Annotated in this window: 17 protein-coding genes; 16 read left to right on the top strand and 1 reads right to left on the bottom strand. The window is 60.5% G+C overall.

Annotation, left to right across the window (positions count from 1 at the left end; genetic code table 11):
- The first annotated feature begins 122 nt into the window (after nucleotides 1-122).
- Nucleotides 123-491 (top strand): Rv2175c family DNA-binding protein, encoded by a 369-nt coding sequence (locus tag LPB405_RS01755; protein ID WP_219101697.1) that lies wholly within the window; start codon nucleotides 123-125, stop codon nucleotides 489-491.
- Nucleotides 492-654: 163 nt separating this feature from the next.
- Here the strand turns inward: LPB405_RS01755 and LPB405_RS01750 are convergent, their stop codons facing one another.
- The gene (locus LPB405_RS01750) at nucleotides 655-1,887 is read right to left on the bottom strand and encodes a polyprenyl synthetase family protein (protein ID WP_219101696.1); all 1,233 of its coding nucleotides are present in this window, start codon (nucleotides 1,885-1,887) and stop codon (nucleotides 655-657) included.
- Nucleotides 1,888-2,072: 185 nt separating this feature from the next.
- Between LPB405_RS01750 and dinB the strand changes: the two genes are divergently transcribed.
- From dinB to ftsZ, 15 genes are all read left to right on the top strand, one after another.
- A complete protein-coding gene (gene dinB / locus LPB405_RS01745; RefSeq protein ID WP_219101695.1) occupies nucleotides 2,073-3,524 on the top strand; it encodes a DNA polymerase IV in 1,452 nt (483 codons plus the stop codon).
- A gap of 295 nt (nucleotides 3,525-3,819) precedes the next feature.
- Nucleotides 3,820-4,221: a DUF3040 domain-containing protein gene (locus tag LPB405_RS01740; RefSeq protein WP_049337555.1), complete on the top strand. Its 402-nt coding sequence runs from the start codon at nucleotides 3,820-3,822 to the stop codon at nucleotides 4,219-4,221.
- A gap of 591 nt (nucleotides 4,222-4,812) precedes the next feature.
- Entirely contained in the window at nucleotides 4,813-5,244 is a 432-nt protein-coding gene (gene mraZ, locus LPB405_RS01735; RefSeq protein WP_005507741.1) for a division/cell wall cluster transcriptional repressor MraZ, read from the top strand.
- 101 nt (nucleotides 5,245-5,345) lie between these two features.
- Nucleotides 5,346-6,410, top strand: coding sequence for a 16S rRNA (cytosine(1402)-N(4))-methyltransferase RsmH (gene rsmH, locus LPB405_RS01730; protein ID WP_049359889.1), 1,065 nt, complete (start codon nucleotides 5,346-5,348; stop codon nucleotides 6,408-6,410).
- A gap of 20 nt (nucleotides 6,411-6,430) precedes the next feature.
- Nucleotides 6,431-7,420 (top strand): amino acid ABC transporter ATPase, encoded by a 990-nt coding sequence (locus LPB405_RS01725; RefSeq protein WP_219101694.1) that lies wholly within the window; start codon nucleotides 6,431-6,433, stop codon nucleotides 7,418-7,420.
- A gap of 62 nt (nucleotides 7,421-7,482) precedes the next feature.
- Entirely contained in the window at nucleotides 7,483-9,348 is a 1,866-nt protein-coding gene (locus tag LPB405_RS01720) for a peptidoglycan D,D-transpeptidase FtsI family protein (RefSeq protein WP_219101693.1), read from the top strand.
- A gap of 168 nt (nucleotides 9,349-9,516) precedes the next feature.
- On the top strand, nucleotides 9,517-11,262 hold the full coding sequence (locus LPB405_RS01715) for a Mur ligase family protein (protein WP_219101692.1): 1,746 nt from the start codon (nucleotides 9,517-9,519) through the stop codon (nucleotides 11,260-11,262).
- Complete coding sequence (locus LPB405_RS01710; protein ID WP_219101691.1) at nucleotides 11,255-12,874, top strand: UDP-N-acetylmuramoyl-tripeptide--D-alanyl-D-alanine ligase; 1,620 nt, start codon at nucleotides 11,255-11,257, stop codon at nucleotides 12,872-12,874. The genes LPB405_RS01715 and LPB405_RS01710 overlap by 8 nt, the downstream gene beginning before the upstream one ends.
- Nucleotides 12,875-12,880: 6 nt before the next feature.
- A complete protein-coding gene (mraY, locus tag LPB405_RS01705) occupies nucleotides 12,881-14,086 on the top strand; it encodes a phospho-N-acetylmuramoyl-pentapeptide-transferase (protein WP_049356172.1) in 1,206 nt (401 codons plus the stop codon).
- A complete protein-coding gene (gene murD, locus LPB405_RS01700) occupies nucleotides 14,086-15,672 on the top strand; it encodes a UDP-N-acetylmuramoyl-L-alanine--D-glutamate ligase (protein ID WP_219101690.1) in 1,587 nt (528 codons plus the stop codon). The genes mraY and murD overlap by 1 nt, the downstream gene beginning before the upstream one ends.
- 151 nt (nucleotides 15,673-15,823) lie before the next feature.
- Nucleotides 15,824-17,998: an FtsW/RodA/SpoVE family cell cycle protein gene (locus tag LPB405_RS01695; protein ID WP_219101689.1), complete on the top strand. Its 2,175-nt coding sequence runs from the start codon at nucleotides 15,824-15,826 to the stop codon at nucleotides 17,996-17,998.
- A gap of 210 nt (nucleotides 17,999-18,208) precedes the next feature.
- Nucleotides 18,209-19,309, top strand: coding sequence for an undecaprenyldiphospho-muramoylpentapeptide beta-N-acetylglucosaminyltransferase (gene murG / locus LPB405_RS01690; protein WP_070506731.1), 1,101 nt, complete (start codon nucleotides 18,209-18,211; stop codon nucleotides 19,307-19,309).
- Nucleotides 19,309-20,808 (top strand): UDP-N-acetylmuramate--L-alanine ligase, encoded by a 1,500-nt coding sequence (gene murC, locus LPB405_RS01685; RefSeq protein ID WP_219101688.1) that lies wholly within the window; start codon nucleotides 19,309-19,311, stop codon nucleotides 20,806-20,808. The genes murG and murC overlap by 1 nt, the downstream gene beginning before the upstream one ends.
- Nucleotides 20,809-20,817: 9 nt before the next feature.
- Nucleotides 20,818-22,422 (top strand): cell division protein FtsQ/DivIB, encoded by a 1,605-nt coding sequence (locus tag LPB405_RS01680; RefSeq protein ID WP_257604948.1) that lies wholly within the window; start codon nucleotides 20,818-20,820, stop codon nucleotides 22,420-22,422.
- 196 nt (nucleotides 22,423-22,618) lie between these two features.
- On the top strand, nucleotides 22,619-23,803 hold the full coding sequence (ftsZ, locus tag LPB405_RS01675) for a cell division protein FtsZ (RefSeq protein ID WP_049354877.1): 1,185 nt from the start codon (nucleotides 22,619-22,621) through the stop codon (nucleotides 23,801-23,803).
- Nucleotides 23,804-23,952: the final 149 nt, after the last annotated feature.

Below are 23,952 nucleotides of genomic sequence, written 5' to 3'. Positions count from 1 at the left end.
CGCTCCGAACCCAATTCACGAACCGCGGGCAACGCTCAAAAACAAAAGGTGCGTAGGAGAGCCCCCATGCCAGATGCGGGTCAAAAGTGGTAAATACGTGCCAGCTCTGGCACTCTTAAAAGGTGACTAACGAAAATATTGCTCAGACCTTCGCCCTCGTCGGCGATTGGGTAACTATCCCCGAAATTGCGCAGGCCCTCGACCTGAAGGTGACCCGCGTACACAACCTGATTTCTGATGGTACGCTCATCGCACTGCGCGACCCGGAAACCAACGTGCGCAAGGTACCCGCACTGTTCCTGAACGGTTCGCGAGTTCTCGAATCCCTCAAGGGCACCCTCGTTGTCCTGAAGGACTCCGGCTTTAGCGATGAAGAAGCCATCGTGTGGCTGTACACCAACGACGACTCCCTGCCCGGCCGTCCCATCGACGCACTGATCGACGGTCGTAAGACTGAGATTCGTCGCCGTGCGCAGGCACTGGCTTGGTAACACCGCTTGGTAGCACCTGCTAGGTGGCACCGGTTCGGCACGATAGCTCAATACGTTGAGGCGGCATACTCCGGTATGCCGCCTCAACGTGTTTAACGTTCTAACTGTGCTGAACCTCTATGCCTTGCGGCACAGCGCATCTATACCTTGCAGCGCAGTGCATCTATGCCTTGCGGCGTAGTGCACGGCCCACAATATCGGTCAGCGCCGCGTGCACCAGCTCGTCCAGGTTCATCGCCTCCAGCGCCTCAAACACAGCCTGAGACTTCTGCTCAATCAGTTGCTCATGCTTGGCGAAAGCGCCCGAAGAAACCATCAGCTCACGGATGCGCTCCACCTGCTCATCGCTCAGCTCGGGGTTGCCCAAGCTATTGTGCAGAAGCGCCGCGTCGCCCTCAGAAATAGCGGCGGAGGTGAGCGCTACCAGCACGGTACGCTTACCCTCACGCAGGTCATCGCCAGCGGGCTTGCCGGTCACCTCGGGCTGGCCGAAGACACCCAGCTCGTCATCACGCAGCTGGAAACCCTCACCCAGCGGCAGGCCGAACGCACGGTAACCGGCAAGTACCGGGTGCTGCTCGCTCACGGCACCGGCGCCGTTCTCCAGCGCGGTAGCCTGCAGAGCCAGAGCGCCACCAATCGTGAAGGGGTGCTCGCACGAGTACTTGGCGGACTTGAAACGAATCACGTTCAGGGCACGCTGCAGAGCCGCCTGAGCATCCTCGGTTTCGAGAACCTCGGAGTAGACGTCCAGGTACTGACCCGCCAGAACCTCGGTGCGCATCCGGTCAAAAATAGTGCGTGCGGGGGCACCGTAGATTGCCCCCTCACCCAGGGACGCGAAAACCTCGGCAGACCACGCCAGGGTCAGATCACCGGCAAGAATACCGCCGGTCAGACCGTAGTTGAAGGCATCACCGCGCCAGCTATTCTGCTCGTGTGCCGTCTCGAAGCGCTTGTGCACGGAGGGTGCGCCGCGGCGGGTATCGGAGCGGTCGATAATGTCGTCGTGAATCAGCGCGGAGGTCTGGAATAGCTCCACCGCCATGCCCGCCTTCACAATGGACCAGGACGCGCGGTTCTCGGTGACGGGTGCGCCGCCGGCACCTCGCCAACCCCAGTAGCTCAGCAGGGCGCGCAGGCGCTTGCCGCCGGTGGAGAGGGACTCAATGGCCTCCAGCAGGGGTAGAGTTTCGGCAGAAATGCCCTCGAGTAGCTCGCGCTGGCGGGTAAAAAACTCAGCCATGAGAGTGTCAAAAGCGTGCAGGTAGGCTCGTTGCTCTTCAGCAATACGCTCAGCAAGGTGCGCAGAAGCCGCCGGGATATTCGGTGCCGCTACGGTGAGGCTCTCGGTCGCCTGGGGAGTGGGTGCTCCGGAAGGAGAAGGGGGAGTCATACTATCCTCGCTGAAGGTCGCTGTGTACGGTCCTGATGGGGTGCGGTGTGCACTTCTTCTAGCTTAGTGGAGAAAAGCCCAAGAGAACGCATTTACGAACATGTTTACGATATATTGTCTCTATTTTTCGTAGAAATGTGCTATATTTTCGGTAGGTGGGCGTAGAAGCTATGAGAGGAGGCGACATGGGGCAGGCACGAACCGGCAAGAGCAGCGGTGCAAAGAACGGCGGCGCAAGGAACGGCCGCGTCATTATGCACCTGGACATGGACGCCTTCTTCGTCAACGTCGAACTCCTCGAAAACCCCGCTCTGCGTGGCGAGCCCATTATCGTGGCGCCCCTGGGTCCCCGCTCGGTCGTATGCTCCGCCTCCTACGAGGCGCGCGCTCACGGAGTGCGCTCCGGCATGCCGCTCAGCCGCGCCCGGAACCTCAGTCCCAATGCCACCGTCCTGCCGCTGCGCGGCGACTACCGGCACTACTCCCGTGCCGTCATGGCAATCCTGAACGATCTGAGCCCCTACGTTGAGCAGGTCAGCGTGGATGAAGCCTTTGTGGACCTAACCGGTGCCTACTTGCACGGCCAAGACCCCGTCGCCCTGGCGCAGTGCGCTCGTGACCGCATCGCGCAGGAACTCTCCCTGCCCTCCTCCGCGGGGGTTGCGCCCAATAAACTACTTGCCAAAATGGCGTCCACCGGTAGTAAACCGAACGGGCTGTGGGTCATCCCGCCCGAGCGCGTTCAAGAATTCCTTGACCCGAGAAAAGTCTCCGACCTGTGGGGAGTGGGCGCGAAAAGTACCGAGCAGCTCTCCCGATACGGTATTCACACCATCGCCCAGATGAGGTCCATGAGCCTGGACTGGCTCAAAGAACGCTTCGGCACCGCCCAGGGCGAGCACCTCTGGGCCATGGCGCGCGGCATTGACGAGCGCCCCGTGATCACCGAACGCGAAGAGAAAAGCATGGGTGGCGAGCACACCTTCGAGACGGATACGACCGATGCTCGGGAGGTTAGCGCTGCTATTCGGGAGCTGAGCCTCAAGCTGGGAAAACGCCTGCGCACCGCCGGTAAACTCGCCGGAGGGCTCAGTCTCAAAATCCGCTACAGCACCTTCGAAACGCACACCCGCGCTATTGCCCTGAACGTGCCCGTAGACTCCGGCATGCAGATTGCTTCCTTAGCGTTGGAAGCCCTGCGCGCAGACGGAATCTTGGTAGGGCAGGATGCACCCCGCGCCCTGCGACTCATCGGAGTGCGCGCCGAAAAGCTCGCCCGCGCAGAAGACGGGGTGCAACAAACCCTCTTCGACTCCATCGAGAGCGGGGCAAACTCACGCTCCACACAAACCAGCTCCGCAAAAATCACCTCCGCACAAACCGTCTCCGCACAACGACGCGGCGGGGGAGCGGGTAATAGTCCGCAGAACGGTACTCGCACAGGGTTTGGTATTCGCCCGGGCTCTGGTACTCAATTAGGGTCTGGCGCTCGCCTCGTGAAAAGCGGCAGATGGTCCGAGGTGGAGCACGTCATGGACGCCATTCACCGCAAGTACTCGCAGGAAAGCCTCAAACCAGCCTCCGGAGTTACCGCGCCCGAGAAGAATATCGAAGAAAAGAGCCACAATAAGGAATAGCTGAGGGGCAACAACTGGGGAGTCGATACAGCCTGGGCCATAGCATGGTCAGCGGCTATATCGCAGCCGGTTACTCGTAAAGTGCGGGCGAAGAACACCTCCGCAGAAGGCGGGAGAAAGACATAAAGAGCTTCTGACCGAAAAAGAATGCGCCAACCCCACCCGGCGCGGTACGATGGGAAATATACGGCCGGTAAGAAGCGCTCACCGCACCAGCTGATACAGTAGCTAACCCGGTCCTAACCCGGTTGATACCGACGTCATCTTGAGCAAAGACACCTCAAAGGAGAAAACGATGGCACTGTCCGAGCGTGAACAGAAGGTTCTGGACCAGCTCGAAGAACTCATGAGCAATGAGGATCCGCACTTTGCATCCTCCATGTCTTCAACCGGCAATACTGCGCCAGTCTTTAGCGCTCGCCACTTGGCTCTCGGTATTCTCTTCGTTCTTATTGGCCTGGGCATCATTATTGGTGCGGTCGCATCTAACATGATTTGGCTGGGTGTATTCGGCTTCCTCTTTGCGGCCGGTGGCGTGTACTTCGCAACCACCAGCAAGAAGACCCCGGTAGATTCCTTCCTCGGCGGTAAGGCAGAAGGCGCAGCCCGTGTGCGTCAGCGCGAGCAGAAGGAACGCTCTTCCTTCATGAACCGCCTGGAGGACCGCTGGGACGAGCGTAATAACGGTCAGCTCTAAAGCTCAGGTCTAAAGCGTTCAGTTCTAAAGTATTCAGGGTGCAGAAGCTTCGCGGCTCAGCTCATAGGGCTGACCCCCGATGCGAGAATCTCAAAACTCAAGACTGATCAAGCGGAGGTAAGAATTCTCTTACCTCCGCTTTTTCTATGCCCAAAGAACTAGTGACTATGCCCGAACTGGTGAGAGATGGAAGTATGAGGGGCAGGCGGGCGGAGCACGCCAAACCCCGAAACTAACCCCCCTGAAACTAGCCCCGTCATTGAGTCGGGGCATGGCAAGCCTGATGAGGGTGGAGCGCTGAGTACGCACGCCCGAAGCTGTGTAGAAGCTGTGCGTCAGCGTTAAAAATGCAGGAGAGAGCATAAAAACACTAAAAGATGCTCTGCCGGGTGGGGTGGGTGGTGGAAAGTGGGGTAAAGTGGAGGGGAAAGCTGAAAGTCAGTCCTATCGTCGTGCCCTCAAACACGCGGCGGAGGCACCGGTCCGGCACACCCCGCCACCGGCACCTACAGGATTCGTGGAGCAACCACGCTCCCGCAGGCTTCAGCACATCGGCACACATCAGGGGCACACATCGGGGAGGTGAAGTGAATGTTCTTAGGTACCTACTCACCACGAATGGACGCCAAAGGACGCATCATCCTTCCCGCCAAATTCCGTGAGGAACTCTCTGCAGGCCTCGTTCTGACCCGCGGTCAAGAACGATGCCTGTACGTTTTCCCCGCCGCAGAATTTGAACGCATCCACGAACGGATGCGCACCGCGCCCCTGCCCGGACGAGCCGCCCGAGACTTCCTGCGAGTTTTCCTCTCCGGAGCCTCAGACGAACTGCCCGACAAGCAGGGACGCATCACCATCCCGCCGATACTGCGCCAATACGCAGGACTGACCGACAACCTCGTCGTCATCGGATCCGGTACCCGCGCAGAAATCTGGGATGCCGCCGCCTGGGAGGAATACCTCGCCCGCACCGAAGCTGAATTCGCCTCCCTCGACGAGGACCCGTTCAGCCCGCTGCTCTAGTCGGCATCCCGCCGACGCGACGGCTACCGCCCCGGCATCTCTAGCACCCGCACCACTCTTCCGTAAGCCTTCCCGCAGGACGAACTCTCACAGGAGCACCCATGAGCGTAGAACACGCCCCCGAAACCGGTACGACCGACTCCGGTACTGCCGCCAAGGCCCCCGGCGCATCCATTGAGAACCTCTCCCAGCGTGAAGCCAGCGAACGCCACGTGCCCGTCATGCTGGACCGCTGCATTAACCTGCTGGCACCCGGCATTGAACGCGCCGTCGAGGAGCGCGGCACCGCCTACGTTATTGACGGCACCCTCGGTATGGGTGGCCACTCCGAGGCGCTGCTTGAACGCTTCGAAAACCTTGTGCTGATCGGCATTGACCGCGACCTGCAGGCACACGCCATCGCCGGTGAGCGTCTGGCACGCTTCGGTGACCGCTTCGTACCCGTCCACGCCGTCTACGATGAGATTGACCGCGCCATGGAAGCTGCCGGCGTGCAGGGCATCGACGGCATCCTGATGGACCTGGGTGTCTCCTCCATGCAGCTGGACGAACGCACCCGCGGCTTCGCCTACTCCTACGACGCTCCCCTGGACATGCGCATGAACTCCGAAGACGAGCTCACCGCCCGCATCGTCGTCAACGAATACAGCGAAGACCAGCTGCGCCGCATTATCCGCAACTGGGGCGAAGAGAAGTTCGCATCGCGTATCGCCCGCGCCATCTGCACCGCCCGCGCCAACGCGCCCCTGGAAACCACCGGTGAGCTCGTGCGCATTATCCAGAAGGCGGTGCCCGTCGCCGCGCAGCGCACCGGCGGTCACCCCGCCAAGCGCACCTTCCAGGCGTTGCGTATCGAAGTGAACCACGAACTGGAAGCCCTCGAACGCGCCGTACCGGCAGCCCTGGAGGCGCTCAACCTCGGCGGCCGATTTGTCGCCATGAGCTACCACAGTCTCGAAGACAAAATCGTCAAGAGGGCACTGACCGCAGAGGCAACCTCCAAGGCGCCCAAGGGCTTCCCGGTAGAGCTTGAAGAGCACAAGCCCACCATCAAAATCATTACCCGCGGCGCCGAACCGCCTACCGACGAGGAAATCGAACAGAACTCCCGCGCCGCCAGCGCCAAGCTGCGCGCCGCCGAGAAGATCCGCATCCCCGCCAAGTAGAAGACAGAAAGCGAAGAAGAGTGAGCACCCAGCACGCATCCCAGCGCCCCACCCGCACCCAGGGCGCCCCGCGGAGTCGACGCGCCGGTTCCTCGCGCCCTGCCGCCGGCACCCCCGGCGCCGTTGGCTCTACCCGCGCATCCTCTACTGGCGGCTCTACCGGGGCGAGCCGCGCCTCCACCCGAGCTCACTCCGGTCGTACCCGCACCGCGCGTCTGGAGCCGGTCACCGCATCCCAGCCGGCGGTCCGCCCCGTCAGCACCGCAGCATCGCACGGCGGTAAGCGCACCTCGACGAATGCGAGCCGTGTTCCCTCGAGCGTTCGTGCGGCAGCCCGCACCGAAGAGACCCGAGAAGAGAAGCCTAAGCAGCGTAACCCGCTCTCGACGGTGCGCCGCCGAGCCCGTAAGCTCAGCCCGCCCACCATGCTCGCTGTTTTTGCGGCGATCCCGCTGACCCTGATTTTTATTCTGCTGCTCAACGTACTGATCGTGACCCGCCAGTACGACATGGTGGATTTGCGTGCGCAGGAGCAGCGCCTCGTGCAAGAAAATCAGGCTCTGCAACAGGAGATTGGCTTCAAAGAAGCCCCGCAGGATTTGGCGATTCGAGCAAGCACCCTGGGCATGTTTGTGAGTTCTTCTCAGGCGACCCTGAACCTGCAGTCCTCCACGATTGAGGGCACCCCCACCCCGGCTGCAAGCCCCACCGGTGTTGAAGGATCCAAGCAGGAGAACCTGATTGCGCCTCCGGCGGCCGGTTCGAACGAAAGCTACGCCAAGGGCATTGTGGAGGCTGACAAGTCTGTTCAGCAACGACACAGCCAGGCGAGCGCTTCGGCTAAGGCATCTGCAAGCGCCTCGGCAAGCCCCGCTCAGCAGGCTAACCCCGCTCAGCAGGCTAACCCTGCACCGAGCGCACCTGCTAGCCCCGCCGCGTCTGCCGCACCGAGCGCCGCTCAGCAACCCAGCCCTGCCGCCAGCCCCGCGGCAAGCCAGGCTGCACGATAAACACCATTGACCACAGGATGCACAGCATCACCGATAGACTAGACCAGCGAAAGGACCACCGCATGAGCTCCGACGCGCGTAAGAACGCGAACGAACCGGCATCCGGTCAGCCGGATCTGACCCGCCGTGGCTTTGTCGCAGGCGCCGCTGCCACCTGCGCTCTGGGCGTTATCGGTGCGAACCTGTTTATCCGTCAGGGCTTTGATCCCGGTGCGGTGGCGAATGCGTCCCGTCAGAAGCGTCTGCGTTCGCAGGTGCTTCCGGCTGTGCGCGGTCAGATTCTCGATATCAACGGCAACGTTATGGCGCGTACCGTGCAGCGTTATAACCTGACCGCTGACCAGAGCGCAGTGGCGACCTTCAAGCGTTACAACGAGGACCGCACCCAGAAGATTGAGGTCACCCCCAACCAGCTGGTGTACGAGATGGTCGATATTCTCAAGACTGTTGACCCGGGCATTACCGACGAGTTCATCAAGTCCAAGCTGGACGGCACCTCCAAGTATTCGGTGATTAAGGCAAATATCACCCCGGAAATTTTCAATAAGATTGATGCACTGGGTGCGCCCTTCATCTACGGTGAGGCGTTCTCCCAGCGCCTGTACCCCAACGGTAGTGTGGGTGGCTCCGTGGTCGGCAAGTACAACATTGTTGAAGAGGCTGACGGCAACGGTAAGGGCGGCACGGTGTCCCGTAACTTCTCGGTGGGCATTGAGCGTGTCTTTGAGAAGGAGCTTGCCGGTACCCCCGGTGAGCGCACCTACGAGATTAGTGCTGATGGTGTGCGTATCCCCGTGGCGAAGGAAGAGCAGCGCCTGGCGGTGGACGGTAAGAATATTCGTCTGACCATTAACCGTGATGTGCAGTATTTTGCGCAGCAGGTGGTGCGTGCCCGCGCCGAGGAGCTGAAAGCTGAATGGTGTACCGCCATTGTTATGGATGTGCGTGACGGCTCCATTTTGGCTCTTGCTGATTCCTCCACGATGGACCCGGGCGCGGCAACCATTGAGGACGCGGCGGACATGACCCCGCGCGCTATTTCGCAGAGCGTGGAGCCCGGTTCGACCGAGAAGATGCTGACTTCTTCTGCGTTGATTGAGCAGGGCCTGACGACTCCGACTAGTGTGTATGATGTGCCCGCGACCCTCACGATTGACGGCCAGACTTTCAAGGATGCGTTTGAGCACGGGGCGCAGCGGCGTACTTTCTCGGGCATTATTCATGACTCGATGAACACCGGTACGGTGCTGGTCGGTCAGAAGCTCAGCAAGGAAGAGCGCTACAACTGGTTGAAGAAGTACGGCGTCGGCGAGTTTACCGGCATTGAGCTGACCGGTGAGGAGCAGGGTATAATCGCTGATTGGCGTGATTGGGATGGCCGTCAGCAGTACACTGTGCTGTTCGGTCAGGGTGTTGCGCAGACTCCGCTGCAGACCGCCATGATTTTCCAGGCGCTGGGCAATAAGGGCGTTCGTCTGAAGCCGCGCATTGTGGACGCGATCATTGACGCCGACGGTACCGAACATAAGCGTGCCGTAGAGCCTGGCGAACGCATGGTCAGCGAGGAGACTGCCGCTTCCTGCCTGACTCTCATGGAGAATGTGGTGGAGCAAGGCCACGCCCGTCCGGCGAAGGTGACCGGCTACCGCGTGGGCGGTAAGACCGGTACTGCGGAAACTCCGAGTGAGAAGGGCGGCTACGACGGCAACACGACGTCCTTTATTGGTGTGGCGCCGATTGAGAACCCGCAGTTCTTGGTGGCGGTGACCATGCAGCGTCCTGAGGGTAGCGTGGGTGCGAACGGTACGACGGCTGAGTTCTCCAAGATTATGGAGAAGACCCTGCACACCTATAATGTGCCGCGTTCTACCGGTGAACCGGAGTTGATTCCGCTTTTTGCTGAGGATAGCCCCAATAAGACGAGCTAAAGGCGAGCGGGGGAGAGGTTCCCGGTAGCTGATTCGTGATGAAGAAGCCCCGGGACTGAACACCTGTCGAAGCCTAAAGCCCGTAGAATATTGAATGACCCTGTGTGCCTTGAGCGCATTGACCATACAGAGCTCACCGCTTCGGACAGCGGAGAGGAAAGAAGGACGATGGATACCGCATCTCACGCACCCGGCCAGAACCTGCTGGGCGGCGACGCTCAGACTCTGCGCCCGAATTCTGTGCGCCCGGTGAGTTTGGCGCACCTTCGCGAATATCTGCAGGGATTGGGTGCTCAGGTGAGTTCCCAGCTGGCTAGTGGCGTTCAGGGTTCTGAATCCGGTGATTCCGTTGAGGTTACCGGTATTAGCATGGACTCCCGAGGTGTTCGCCCGCAGGACCTGTACGTGGCTCTGCCCGGTGCGAAGGTGCACGGTGCGCAGTTTGCTGAGGCCGCGTTGAATCTGGGTGCTTCCGCTATTTTGACGGATGCTGCCGGTGCGCAGCTGCTGGGTGAGGCGCCGGTGCCTGTCCTGGTGACTGAGAACCTGCGCGAGTACGTTGGTCCGTTGGCTGCGCTGATTTATGGTTCGGCTTCGTTCCCCGCTACTCACCGTTACGCGGTGACCGGTACGAACGGTAAGACCACCTCCACCTACATGTTGGAGTCGGTGTTCCGCACCGGCCTGGGTGTGAAGACGGGTCTGATTGGCACTATTCAGATTCTGATTGATGGTGTGTCGGTTCCTTCGAAGATGACCACCCCGGAGTCTCCTCACGTGCATTCTCTGCTGACGATTATGGGTCAGCATCAGGTGCGTTGCGCGGCGATGGAGGTGTCCTCGCACGCGATTGATTACCACCGTGTGGACGGCGTGAAGTATGCGGTTGCTGGCTTTACGAACCTGACTCAGGATCACCTGGATCTGCACGGCACCATGGAGCATTATTTCGACTCGAAGGCTCAGCTGTTCACTCCCGAGCGCGCCGAGCTGGCGGTGATTACTGCTGATGACGAGTGGGGCGAGAAGATGTTCTCCACCGCTTGCGAGCAGATGGGTGCGCAGCAGGTTCACCGTCTGGTAACTGCTCGAGGTACCGGCCTGGCTGAGGTGCCTGCAGAGTTTGGTGCCCGCGATTGGGCTGTGGTGAAGGTTCAGCGTGAGGGCCTGGGCCACCGCTTCCACGTGGCTAATGGTGCCGGTGAGAGCATTGAATGTTACACCGGTCTGCCCGCTGATTTTAACGTTTCGAATGCCGCGCTGGCGGCGCTCATGGCGTACCTGGACACTGACTCTGCTGAGCGTGAGCGCCTGCTGCCCGAGCTGGCGTCCGGTTCGGCTCTGACTCCGGTGGTGCCGGGCCGTATGCAGCTGATTTCTTTGGCTCCGCACGCGATTGTGGACTTTGCCCACAACCCTGACGGCCTGACCCGTGCCCTGGAGGCGATGGACCGCCCCGGCGACGGCAAGGTCATGATTGTTTTCGGCGCGACCGGTGAGCGTGACCAGCTCAAGCGCCCGATTATGGGTGCGATTGCGGCACAGTACGCAGATATTGTGGTTGTGACTGATGACGATCCGCACGGTGAGGCGCCCGAGCCGATTCGTGCCGCCGTTGAGGAGGGCGCGCAGAAGGCTGAGAACCGCCGAGCCACCCAGATCCTGAATATTTCTCCGCGTGCCGCCGCTATTGATGCGGCAATTGCCCTGGCGGGCGAGCATGACGCCATCCTGATTGCTGGCCGCGGCCACGAAACCGAACAGGATGTTGACGGCGTGGATATCGCCCTGGATGACCGCGTTGAAACCGCCCGTGCCCTGCGTGCGCACGGTTTCGAGATTCTGCCTGATTACCAGCGCATGCTCGACGAAAGTGACTCTAAGACCGCTGAAGGTATGGTGAAGAATGATTAAGCTCAGCGCCGCTCAGATTATTGAGGCAACCGGCGGCACCGCTATCGGCTTGGACGGTCGTGAGGAGCAGGTGTTCGCAGACTTCGCCACCACCGACTCCCGCGAGGTGCAGACCGGTACCCTGTTCGTGGCGAAGCCCGGCATGGTCACTGACGGCCACAGGTTCATCCCCATGGCGTTTGAGAAGGGCGCGACCCTGGCACTGGTCGAGCGTGAAGTACTCGACGAGCAGGGCGTGCCGTACCCGAGCATCCAGGTGCCCGATGTGGTACTGGCGATGGGCGATTTGGCGCGCTACTCCATTGAGCAGATGCGCGCTCAGGGTGAGCTGACCGTTATCGGTATTACCGGTTCTGCCGGTAAGACCACCACCAAGGACCTTCTTGCCGCCATTTTCACCCCGGAGGGCCCGACCGTTGCCCCGGTTGGCTCCTACAACAGTGAGGTGGGCGTGCCCCTGACCGTTTTCCGCGCGGATGAGTCCACCCGCTACCTGGTGATTGAGATGGGTGCGGACCACGTGGGTAACATCGAGTACCTGGCGAATATTGCGCACCCCGATCACGGTGCCATCCTGAAGGTTGGTACCGCGCACGCTGGCGAATTCGGCGGTGTGGACAATATTGAGCGCACTAAGGGTGAGCTGGCTGAGGGCGTTCAGCCGACCGGTTCCCTGGCTCTGAACGCTGACGATGAGCGCGTATTGCGCATGGCGTCGCGTTCGGTCGCGCCCATTACCTACTTTGGCGTGGGCGAGAAGACCGACGCGAACGGTCAGCCCTACGAACGCTACGTTGCGGCGCTGAACCTGCGCACCACCGACGCCGGCTGCCCCGAATTCACTCTGCGCCTGCCTGACGGTAGCGAGTACGAGATTTCCTCGCAGCTGATCGGTGAGCACCATGTGTACAACCTGCTGGCTGCGGCGACGATCGCCTACAACAGCGGTATTTCGGGTGAGAAGATTGCTCGCGCGCTCAACAAGGCGGCGGCAGCTTCGAAGTGGCGTATGGCCCGCACCGACCGCGCCGACGGCGTGACTGTCATTAACGACGCCTACAACGCGAACCCCGAGTCGATGGCGGCTGCACTGCGCACTCTGGCGCAGCTGGGCCGCACCGTTGACCCGGCGACCGGTCAGCCGCACCGCACCTGGGCTGTTCTGGGCGCCATGCTGGAGCTCGGTGATGCCTCCGTGGAGGAGCACGACCGCATCGGCCGCCTCGTGGTGCGCATGAACATTTCCAAGCTGATTGCTGTGGGTGACGAGACGAAGCCCATCTACAATGCGGCTCACCTGGAAGGCTCCTGGGGTAATGAGGCGACCTGGGTGAAGACCCCGGAAGAGGCAGAGCAGATTCTGCGCGCCGAGGTTCGCCCCGGCGACATTGTGCTCTTCAAGTCCTCGAACGGCGCGAAGCTGGGCATTCTGGGCGACCAGGTTGCTTTCGCCGAGTACACCTTTGGCGCTGAGGAAGAGCAGGCACCGACCTGGCTTTCTGCCGGTGATTTTGTTGAAACCACCGATTTGAGTGACCACCTTGCCGCTTACCTGGACGGTGCCGCTAACGGCGACCGTACCTCGACCGAACAGACCACGAACGAAGGGTAGCGCTTTATGATTACCGTGCTGATTGCTGGAATCTTCGGATTCCTCATCTCCCTCACCGCGCTGCCGGTGTTCATCAAGAAGATGAAGTCCCTGAAGCTTGGCCAGCTCATCCGTGAGGAAGGCCCGGCAGCCCACCAGCACAAGGCGGGCACCCCCACCATGGCGGGTCTGATTTTCATCCCCGCGGCGATTCTCGCCTACTTCTTGACGCTGGCGGTGAGCGCGCTGTTCTTCGGTACCGCACCGATGCCGACCGCCACCGCGTGGCTGACCATCGCCTTCACCCTGGGTATGCTCGGCGTGGGTGCGGCGGACGACATCATGAAGTTCCGCAATAAGGGCAACGAGGGTCTGACCGAGAAGCAGAAGACCATCGGCCTGCTGGGTGTGACCCTGCCCTTTGCCTACCTGGCGTTCCAGTTCCCGAATGAGTCGGGTGCTCGTCCGGCGTCGACCGCTATCTCGTTCGTGCGTGACCTGCCCATCGACCTGTTCGCGGCGGGCGCGGTCTTCGGCTCCATCCTGCTGGTTGGTTGGATTACCCTCATCTCCCTGTCCGGCACGAACGCCGTGAACTTCACCGATGGTCTGGACGGCCTGGCTGGCGGCATCATGATGACCATCTTCTCCGGCTACCTGACCATCAGCATCTGGCAGTACGTGCACGCCTGCTCCGCTGGTGCCGGCACCGCCTGCTACGATGTGCGCGACCCCGGTTCGCTGGCGCTGATTGCCGCCTCCCTGGTGGGTTCGCTGGCTGGCTTCCTCTGGTGGAACGTGTCGAAGGCGCAGATTTTTATGGGCGACTCCGGCTCCCTGGCACTTGGTGGCGCAATGGTTGCTTTCGCACTGTTCACCCGCACCGAGCTGCTCCTGCTGGTCATCGCCCTGATTCCCGTGCTGGAAGTGTTCTCTGTGATCGTGCAGAAGTTCGTGTTCAAGACCAGCCGTAAGCGTTCGGTCGCAGCGGGGGAGAAGCCCCTGCACGCGCACCGTTACTTCCGTATGACCCCCTTCCACCACCACATGGAGAAGGTCGGCGTCAACGGCAAATACTCAATTGATAAGCGAGGCATTGCCCCCGGTACCGTCAGCAGCGGCGAAGTGAACTCCGTGTTCCGCCTCTGGGTTGTTAACGCCCTCTGCGTGCTCGTTGCCCTGGCGCTGTTCTTCGGTGACTGGTTCTCGCAGACTTCTGGAGTGATTCACTAATGTCAACTAATGAACAGCCGGATGCCGCTCGCATTGAAGCGAACGCCGCCGCTATTGCGGTGAACCCGGTGTATGAGAACGAGCGCCTCGCGGAGCTGACTCACTGGGGTGCCCCCTGGGCTAACCTGCGAGTGGCCGTGGTGGGCATGGGTACCAGCGGCGACGCCGTGACCGATGTGCTCGCCCAGCTGGGTGCACATATCGTTGTCATCGACGGGGCTGATACCCCGGAGAAGCGTGAGCGCATCGAGATTTACAAGAACGCCTACGGTAATGTTGAGGGCCTGTTCGGTCCCGAGCACATGCGCGCACTGCCCCCGGTGGATGGTCAGGAACCCGAGCTTGTGGTAACCTCCCCGGGCCTGCGTCCCGACCACCCGGTCATGCTGGACGCGTATGAGCGTCGCATCCAGATTTGGGGCGATGTGGAGCTGGCGTGGCGCCTGAATGAGCGCAGCGACCGCCCGACTCCCAAGTGGCTGTGCCTGACCGGTACGAACGGTAAGACCACCACCGTGGGCATGGTGGATTCTATTCTGAAGGCTGCCGGTAAGAAGTCTATTCAGGTGGGTAACGTGGGTATGCCCATCGTGTACGCCATTGCCGACGATGAGCCCTATGAGTTCTTCGCGGTGGAGCTGTCCAGCTTCCAGCTGCACTGGACCTACTCGATGTCCCCGTACGCTTCGGTGGTTCTGAACATCGCTGAGGATCACGTGGACTGGCACGGCTCCTTCGACGGCTACAAGGCTGATAAGGCTCGCGTGTACGAGCACACTCAGGTTGCTTGCATCTTCAACACCGACCACGTAGACACCCTGCGCATGGTCGAGAACGCGGACGTCATTGAGGGCGCTCGCGCGATTGGTTTTAGCTCCACTGAGATGCCCGCCGTGTCTATGCTCGGCCTGGCTGAGGACATCATGGTGGACCGCGCCTTCTTGAAGAACCGTTACAACGAGGCGTACGAGCTGGCGGTTCTGGAGGATTTGGCTCCGGCACCCGGTAAGATGCCCGCGAAGCACACCGTGGAGAACGCTCTGGCGGCTGCAGCGCTGTGCCGTGCGGCTGATATTGACCCGAAGGCTGTGGGCGCTGGTCTGCGTTCCTTCAAGACCGGTGCGCACCGTAACCAGCTGGTGGGCTACGCGAACGACATCATGTGGGTGAACGATTCGAAGGCTACGAATCCTCACGCCGCGAATGCATCAATGAGCGGTTACCCCTCGCTGGTGTGGATTGCCGGTGGTCTGTCGAAGGGCGTTGAGTACGATGAGCTGATTGCTGCTCATGCTCAGCGCCTGAAGGCTGTGCTGATTATCGGTACTGATACTGCGGCGTTGAAGTCGGCGTTGGCTAACCACGCTCCGCAGGTTCCGACCTACAATATGACCGCCGCTGTGGCTGATTCTTCGGACGGCATTGCCGTGATGAACGCGGCCGTTGCGAAGGCTGCTGAGCTGGCGCATCCGGGTGATACTGTGCTGATGGCTCCCGCGTCTGCGTCAATGGACCAGTTCAAGAATTATGCGGTGCGCGGTGATGCGTTTGCGAATGCTGTTGCCGCCCAGCTGGCAGACTCTTAGGACGTTGCCTGCAGGGGGCGTCTCGGGTGACCGGGGTGCTTTCTGCGGGTTCTTCTCGGGGGTGGGATGGTGTAATGGTGTCCCACCCCTGAACCTTTTTCGTGTAGTCGCCACGACGAATCCGTGGCAGTTGAGGCCTATAGGAGGGCATGTGAGTACCAGCGCATCTTCGGAGCGTTCGGCTTCTTCGGCGCGTTCGACCGCGAGTGGTCGTTGGGCGTCTTTGCGAGCCGGTTGGGAGGATTTCTCTGCGCCGTTCCGTACTCGTGCCGATAGGCTGTACCGTCGTGGTTTGAAGGCCGACCTGTGGGATGTGCCGGTGATGCTACTGGTCACCACCTTGGGTCTGGCTATTTTTGGCTGCATTATGGTGCTGTCGGCCTCGAGTGTCACCATGATTTCTCAGGGCCAGTCGCCGTTCTCGCAGGTTTCGTCGCAGGTCATGTTCTTGGTGCTTGGCGTGATTGCGATGGCGGGTATTACGCGTATCCCGGTGGGGGTTTACCACAAGAAGTTTGTGGTGAACGCGATGCTGATTGCCGCGTTGGTCATGCAGCTTGCCGTGGTGGTCGTTGGCGTTGAGGTGAACGGTAACCGTAACTGGCTGAAATTCCCCGGCGGCGTGCAGATTCAGCCGTCGGAGTTTTCGAAGCTGGCGATTATTATGTGGCTGGCGTGGGTGTACAGTCGCCACGGCGATATTTCTCGCAATATTTGGCGTACTCTGTTCCCCTCGATTTATGGTGTGGGTGCCCTGGTGCTGCTGATTATGCTCGGCGGCGATATGGGTACCGCCATGGTGTACGGCTTCATCTTTGTGGGCATGATGTGGCTGGCGGGTGCTTCTCGTAGCTCGCTGCTGAAGATTGGCGGCGCGTTTGCGGCGCTGGCGCTGGTGGGCGTTCTCAGTAGCGCGAACCGTGTGGCTCGTATTTTCGGTGTTTGGGGTTCGTGCACGAACGCTAACTGTGACCAGGCGAATTCTGGTGAGGTGGCGCTGGCGACCGGCGGCTTCTTGGGTGTTGGCCTGGGCCAGTCGCGTCAGAAGTACAACTACTTGGCTGAGGCGCATAACGACTATATTTTCGCCATTATTGGTGAGGAGCTGGGCCTGCTGGGTACGCTGGCGGTTCTGCTGCTGTATGCGGGCCTGGTGTATTGTGCGGTGCGTATTATGCTGCGCACTACTGACCCGCTGGTGCGTTTGGCTACGGGCGGCATCATGATTTGGTTGAGCTCTCAGGCGATTATCAATATGGGCATGGTGTCCCGTATTTTGCCGGTGATTGGTGTGCCTCTGCCGTTCGTCTCCTATGGTGGTTCGTCGCTGTTGTCATCGTTGTTTGCGGCGGGTTTGTTGTTGGCGTTTGCGCGGCAGACTCCGTTGCGTGGCGCGACGGCACCGTCGAATATTGAGACTCAGAGCGTGCGTGAGGTTCGTCGTGCGAATGCTGATTGGCAGCGTCGTACGCCGTTGCAGATTGTGCTGAATCAGGAGGAGGCAGCTCGTGCGGCTGCCGGTGGCCACCTGATGAAGGAACATAACCCGTTTGCGCTGATGTTTGGTCCGGAGAGCACGTTGCGCCGCTGGTTGGGTTTTGCGCCGGATCAGCAGCGCGAGTTGGCTCGTATGACTCGTGAGCAGGAGAAGGAGCGTATCCGTCAGGAGAAAGCTCGTATTCGCGAGGAGGAGGCGCAGGTTCGTGAGGAAGCTGCCCGTGTGAAGGCGGAGCAGAAGGCCGCGCAGAAGCAGAAAACGGAAGCACAGAAGCAGAAAACCGAAGCTCAGAAGCAGAAGGCCTCGCAGAAGCCTGCACCGACGAAGGCAGCTCCGAAGAAGGCTTCCGCTCAGCCTCGTACCGGTCAGCAGGCTCGTGTTGCGAGTGGGCAGCCCGCGCAGGGTCGCCCCGCCCAGAAGACGACTGCTCAGAAGCAGACTGCTGCGAAGCCTGCAGGTCAGAAGCCCGCGGCTCCGAAGCATGCTGTACAGCAGCACGCTGCTCAGCCCCGTACCGCTCAGAAACCTGCTGCTCAGAAGCGAGTGCAACAGCCTCGTGCTGCTCAGCCCCGTAGCGCGCAGCATCGTCCGTCGGGTTCGCTACCTGCGGGTCTGCAGCCGCTGCATCCTGAGGACCGTCAGCGTCGAGCCCAGCGACAGGGTAACCCTCGACAGGGTGCTCAGCGTCAGGTGACGCCGCGACAGGGCACTCAGGCAAAGAGTACCCAGGCAAAGGGCGCTCAGAAGAACAGCGCCCAGCAGGCGCAGCGTCCGGCTCAGGGCGCGGCTCGGAACTCGGCTCAGCGCAGCACCCGCAAGCAGGGCTAAACCCCGCGGAGCCCGCTCCGTGAAGCCTGCATATCGGGGGCTGACATTCGGGGGAGTGAGCTACGGTTCGTGCCTCTACCCGAAATGAATATGTGCTGAATATAAGATAAAGCCCTCGCTATTGAGTTGTAGCTCAATGGCGGGGGCGCTCTTTTGAACAGGTGCGATAGCGTAAAATGATGCTGTACCGATGTGTTGGGAGAAAGACCTATGACGAAGAAGGCGCCCTCTATAGTCTTCGCCGGTGGTGGCACCGCCGGTCATATTAATCCGATGCTCGCGATTGCGCGTGCGATTCGTGACCTTGAGCCGAACGCTAAGATCCTGATGCTGGGCACCGCCGACAAGATGGAAGCCGAGCTGGTTCCGGCAGCTGGTTTCGATATTGAGTTCATCCCTCGTGCGGCGTTCCCCCGTAGCATTAACCGTGCCGCTTTCGCTTTCCCCGCTAAGTTCTTTGGTGGCCTGTCGAAGACCCGCCGCATCCTCAAGGATGTAGATGCGGATGTGGTCGTTGGCGTGGGTGGCTATGTGTGCCCGCCGGCGTATTTGTCTGCGTTGAGCGCTAAGATTCCCGTGGTGATTCATGAGGCGAATGCGAAGCCCGGTTTGGCGAACCGCCTGGGTGGTACGTTCGCGAAGTTCACCGGCGTGGCGTTCCCCAATACTCCGTTCCCGCGCGCAACCCTGGTGGGTATGCCGATGAAGGATGAGATTGCCTACCTGAACCGCGAGGCGCACCGTTCGAAGGCTCGCCGTAACCTGGGCCTGGACCCGCAGAAGCCGACCGTGATTGTGACCGGTGGTTCGTTGGGCGCGCAGAGCCTGAACAATGCGGTGGCGGCGTGCCGTGACCACTTTGCGGAGTGGGACTTCCAGATCCTGCATATTACCGGTAAGGGTAAGACTGTTCTGGACGAGAACGGCGAGCCGCTGAGCGCGCCGAATTACCGTCAGATTGAGTTCAGCAACGGCATGCAGGATGTGTACGCTGCCGCTGATCTTCTGCTGGTGCGTTCGGGTGCGGCGACCGTCAGTGAGGTTGCTGCGGTGGGTGTTCCCGCGATTTTTGTGCCGCTTCCCATTGGTAATGGCGAGCAGGCTCTGAATGCTCGTTCTCTGGTGGAGGCGTCTGCGGCTCTGCTGGTGAAGGATGCAGAGGTCACCGGTGAGTGGTTTGCCCGTGAGATTCCGGCTCTTATGGCGAACCCGGAGGAGCTGGAGCGTATGGGCGCTGCGGCGTATGAACTTGGTATCCGTGACGCGGCGCGCGTTATGGCTGAAGCAGTATTGAAGGCAGCTGAGAAGTAATGACTGAATTGATGAATCTTGAGATGGTGTTGCCGGCACCGCTGAACCCGCCGTTCCCTGAGCGTGCGAAGATGAGCGAGTTGGGCCGTGTGCACTTCATCGGTATTGGTGGCGCGGGTATGAGCGCTATTGCCGCTCTGATGCTGCAGGCTGGTGTGACGGTGAGCGGTTCTGACCGTGCCGAGTCGGCTGCTGTTGAGTCTTTGCGTGCTGCGGGTGCTCGTGTGGGTGTTCCTCAGCAGGCTGAGAACATTGTGGACGTTGATACCGTGGTGATTTCTACCGCGATTCGTGAGGATAACCCGGAGCTTGCTGCCGCTCGCGCGCAGGGTCTGCGTGTACTGCATCGTTCTGAGGCGCTTGCCGCTGTGATGGGTGAGTCTCAGGTGGTTGCTGTTGCCGGTACTCACGGTAAGAGCACGACCAGCTCCATGATTTCTGTGATGTTTGATCAGCTGGGTGCGGAGCCTTCCTTTGCGGTGGGTACTGTGATCGCTGGTCGCGGCACGAACGCTCACTTGGGCGCTCAGGGTCCGGAGTCGATTTTTGTGGCTGAGGCTGATGAATCGGACGGCTCGTTTGTGCGTTACCGCCCGGCTATTGCTGTGGTGACGAATGTTGAGCCGGACCACCTGGACTTCTACGAGACGGACGAGCGTGTCTTTGAGGCGTTCAACCGTTTTGTGGGCTCGCTGGCACCTAACGGTGTTGTGGTGACCTGCGCTGATGATGAGGGCGCGGCGACTTTGGCGGCTCGTTCTCGTGCGGCGGGTGTGCCCGTGGTGACCTACGGTGAGTCTGAGGATGCTGACCTGCGCATTAGCGAGATTACCAGCGCTGGTTCTTCCTCATCGTCGCACCTGTCCTGGTCTTTTGAATGCCGCGGCGTGCGTTATGAGGGTGAGCAGGATCTTGCTCTGAAGGTGCCCGGTATCCACAACCAGCTGAATGCTTCGGCTGCTTTTGCGTCGGCTCTGATTTCTGGTTACGAGGCTGCTGATATTGCTCGCGCGCTGGCTGATTTCGTGGGTGCTGACCGCCGCTTCACCCTGCGCGGTGAGGTTGCCGGCGTGAAGGTCTTTGACGATTACGCGCATCACCCGACCGAGGTGTTCCGCGCCCTGGAGACCGGTCGTACCGTGGCTGACGGCCACAACCTGTACGTGATTTTCCAGCCTCACCTGTTCTCGCGTACTCGCGAGTTCGCGAAGGAGTTCGCGCAGGCTCTATCGATGGCTGACCGCGCTCATGTGCTGGATATTTACCCGGCTCGTGAGTTGCCGATTGAGGGCGTGACCAGTGAGCTGATTACCGGTGCTGGTTTCTCTGAGGTTCGTTACGCTACGGCTGAGAGCGCGATTGAGGATATTGTGGCCTGCGCTCAGACCGGCGATATCGTGATGACCGTTGGCGCCGGTGACGTGACCGCTTTGGGTGCGCGTCTGCTGGAGTCCCTGCAGGTCCGTCACGGTGGCGAGTCGAAGAAGTCGGAGGCTTAGGCTGTGCCGATGAGTTCTGGTCTCTCTTCGGAGGGGCATTCCTCCTCGCGCGCGCCGAAGGCCCCGCGTTCGCGTGCTCGTCTGCGTGCCCAGCAGGCACCTGAGAATGTGCAGACTGAGGTGGCACCGGCTGAGGCGGTACAGGCTAAGTCCGTGCAGGCTCAGGTAGCTCAGCCTCAGGCGGCAAAGACCGTAGAGGCTGCCGAATCTGTAAAACCTGCAGCATCCGCTCAGCCTGCCTCTTCTGGGGTATCTGCCGGCTCTGCCGCTACTCAGCCTTCGAGCTCTGTGCGGCACATGCCCCGTAAGCCTGTGGTGCATAAGGCTTCCGCTCAGCACGGTACTGATTCTTCAGCTTCGAAGAGCGCTGCGGTGGTTCATTCTTCGGCGCAGTCGTTGAAGGATTCGGTGCGTTCGGCGCTGATGACCGGTCGTACCGTGTCTGAGGTTGAGCACGCTCCCGAGCTGTTTGATGTTGAGGCGTTTGAGGATTCTTCGTCTAAGAGTGCATCTTCTAAGACTGCATCTGCTCAGGCCGCGTCCTCGCAGTCGGAGAAGAGCGTAGGTAAGGATAGCGATAAGGGTTCTGACAAGAAGTCGGTGCCCACCGCTGGCAAGGCGTCTGCTGGCTCTCGCGAAGAGTCTGCCGCTCCGAAGGCTGAAGAAAGCGCCGATAAGAGCACCGATAAGGCAGGGGAGAAGGCTGCTGAAGAGCCTCGCCCCGCGAGCCGTTTCGGTCGTTGGCGTGCTGAGCGTGAGCAGCAGCGTGCCGCGGAGATTGAGAAGGAACGCGAGCGGGCGAGCCGTCAGGCTCAGCGTGAGCGTCTGCGTCAGGATCCGGGCCTGGACGGTCTGCGTGCTGAGGAGCGTCCCCGTAAGGAGCGTGCGCCTCTGACTCGTGCCCGTAAGCTGCTGTACACTGCCTCGGCGCTGGCTATTATTGCGGTGCTGTACGTGGTGCTGGTCTTCTTCTCGCCCCTGCTGGCGACTCAGAAGATTACGGTGCGCGGCGCATCCCTGCTGGAAACCAGTCAGGTGGAGCAGAAGCTGGAGCCTCTGCGCGGTGTTCCGCTCACTCGCATTGATGAGAAGAAGGTGCGTGAGCTGATCGGGCAGGATAATGTGATTCGTAGCGTGCAGGTGGAGAGCCGTCCGCCGCATGAGCTGGTGGTGACCCTGAAGGAGCGTACTGCGGTTGCGGTTGTGAAGCAGGGCGATACGTACCATACTGTTGATAGTGATGGTGTGAGCCTGCTGGAGTCGGCTACTCAGCCCGATACGTCGGTGCCGCTGGTTCGTTTCAGCGGTGATGACCCGCAGACTTCGGCTGAGTTCCACACTATTTCTACCGCGCTTTCGGCGATGCCCTCTGAGCTTCTAGCTCAGGTTAAGGAAGCCGGCGCTACGTCAACCTCAAGTATCACTCTAACCTTGAGGGATAATACTACGGTGCAGTGGGGAACCGCTGAAGAGAGCGAGTTGAAGGCTAAGGTCCTGCTCTCCCTGCGCCAGGCTATTGCCAAACGTGCTCAGGAGGAGAAATCTTCCGAGGCACAGACGCAGAAGGTGACCGTCTATGACGTGTCTGCCCCGCGCGTACCGGTGACCCGATAGGGGAACCATTCAGGCGCTTTATCCTCCCTTTTTGTGTGAAATCCGCAAAAAGAGGGGGTAATTGCGCTGTGTGACTAGGAACCGACAAAAACAGTTTGGTATCCTAGCAGATAAAGTCATTCTTTAGAGGAAACCTTCAGGCTTAGATTAAGCTGCGGGTCTTCCGAAGCTGGAACACGGAACAATCGAGGAATACATGGACGCTGGAACTCCCCAGAACTACTTGGCAGTCATCAAGGTCGTTGGTATCGGCGGCGGTGGCGTCAACGCAGTCAACCGCATGATTGAGGTTGGTCTGCGCGGCGTTGAGTTCATTGCTATCAACACTGACGCTCAGGCTCTGCTGATGTCCGATGCAGACGTTAAGCTGGACGTTGGTCGTGAGCTGACCCGCGGTCTTGGCGCGGGCGCAAACCCCGAGGTTGGCCGTCAGGCAGCCGAGGATCACGCGCAGGAAATTGAGGAAGTCCTCAAGGGCGCAGACATGGTTTTTGTGACCGCAGGTGAGGGCGGTGGCACCGGTACCGGTGGCGCACCCGTCGTGGCACGTATTGCCCGCTCCCTCGGCGCTCTGACCATTGGTGTGGTGACCCGCCCCTTCACCTTCGAAGGCCGCCGCCGCTCCAACCAGGCTGAGACCGGTATCGCCGCTCTGCGCGATGAGGTTGATACCCTGATCGTTATTCCGAACGACCGACTGCTGTCGATTTCGGATCGCAACGTCTCCATGCTGGACGCATTCAAGTCCGCTGACCAGGTTCTGCTCTCCGGTGTGCAGGGCATTACCGACCTGATCACCACCCCCGGCCTGATCAACCTTGACTTCGCTGACGTTAAGTCCGTCATGCAGGGTGCAGGTTCGGCTCTGATGGGTATCGGCTCGGCATCCGGTGAGGACCGTGCCGTGAAGGCAGCTGAGCTGGCTATTGCATCGCCGCTGCTGGAAGCATCCATCGACGGTGCACACGGCGTTCTGCTGTCCATTCAGGGTGGCTCTGACCTGGGTCTGTTCGAGATCAACGAGGCTGCACGCCTGGTTCAGGAAGTTGCTCACCCCGACGCAAACATCATCTTCGGTGCGGTTATTGACGACGCACTGGGCGATGAGGCTCGCGTGACCGTGATTGCTGCTGGCTTCGACGCAGTGAACCCGGAGACCAACTCCAACGCTTCCACCGCTGCGGCTACCCAGGCTCAGCGCACCCAGGCATCCTTCGGCGGTTCCACCGCTGCTCCGGCTGCTAACGGCTACGGCTACAACGCACCCGCTGCTGCTCCGGCTTCCACCGGTGCTGCTGGCTTCGACGTTGACCTTCCCCCGGTTGTGGAGGAAGCTCCGGCTCGCCGCGACACCCTGGATGTCCCTGACTTCCTGAAGTAGTCTGCCCGGCTGTGAACGCCTAAGCGTTGCACGGCTGAGAGTCTTATGAAGCTATAGGGGAGCTGAGAAACACGCACATTGTGCTGTTCTCGGCTCCCCTTTGCTATACCCGCCGTTCTACCCCGCTGACATCTGATGAAGGAATAGAA

Source organism: Rothia mucilaginosa, assembly GCF_019334805.1.
GTDB lineage: Bacteria > Actinomycetota > Actinomycetes > Actinomycetales > Micrococcaceae > Rothia > Rothia mucilaginosa_C.
This window is presented reverse-complemented; position numbering and strand designations above follow the sequence as displayed.

What these genes read in the sequence shown, in the direction of transcription:
- murG (WP_070506731.1), top strand. Translation starts at nt 18,209, where the DNA reads ATGACGAAGAAGGCGCCCTCTATAGTCTTCGCCGGTGGTGGCACCGCC.
- murC (WP_219101688.1), top strand. Translation starts at nt 19,309, where the DNA reads ATGACTGAATTGATGAATCTTGAGATGGTGTTGCCGGCACCGCTGAAC.
- ftsZ (WP_049354877.1), top strand. Translation starts at nt 22,619, where the DNA reads ATGGACGCTGGAACTCCCCAGAACTACTTGGCAGTCATCAAGGTCGTT.
- dinB (WP_219101695.1), top strand. Translation starts at nt 2,073, where the DNA reads ATGGGGCAGGCACGAACCGGCAAGAGCAGCGGTGCAAAGAACGGCGGC.
- mraZ (WP_005507741.1), top strand. Translation starts at nt 4,813, where the DNA reads ATGTTCTTAGGTACCTACTCACCACGAATGGACGCCAAAGGACGCATC.
- rsmH (WP_049359889.1), top strand. Translation starts at nt 5,346, where the DNA reads ATGAGCGTAGAACACGCCCCCGAAACCGGTACGACCGACTCCGGTACT.
- LPB405_RS01750 (WP_219101696.1), bottom strand. Translation starts at nt 1,887, where the DNA reads ATGACTCCCCCTTCTCCTTCCGGAGCACCCACTCCCCAGGCGACCGAG.
- LPB405_RS01720 (WP_219101693.1), top strand. Translation starts at nt 7,483, where the DNA reads ATGAGCTCCGACGCGCGTAAGAACGCGAACGAACCGGCATCCGGTCAG.
- LPB405_RS01740 (WP_049337555.1), top strand. Translation starts at nt 3,820, where the DNA reads ATGGCACTGTCCGAGCGTGAACAGAAGGTTCTGGACCAGCTCGAAGAA.
- murD (WP_219101690.1), top strand. Translation starts at nt 14,086, where the DNA reads ATGTCAACTAATGAACAGCCGGATGCCGCTCGCATTGAAGCGAACGCC.
- mraY (WP_049356172.1), top strand. Translation starts at nt 12,881, where the DNA reads ATGATTACCGTGCTGATTGCTGGAATCTTCGGATTCCTCATCTCCCTC.
- LPB405_RS01710 (WP_219101691.1), top strand. Translation starts at nt 11,255, where the DNA reads ATGATTAAGCTCAGCGCCGCTCAGATTATTGAGGCAACCGGCGGCACC.
- LPB405_RS01680 (WP_257604948.1), top strand. Translation starts at nt 20,818, where the DNA reads ATGAGTTCTGGTCTCTCTTCGGAGGGGCATTCCTCCTCGCGCGCGCCG.
- LPB405_RS01715 (WP_219101692.1), top strand. Translation starts at nt 9,517, where the DNA reads ATGGATACCGCATCTCACGCACCCGGCCAGAACCTGCTGGGCGGCGAC.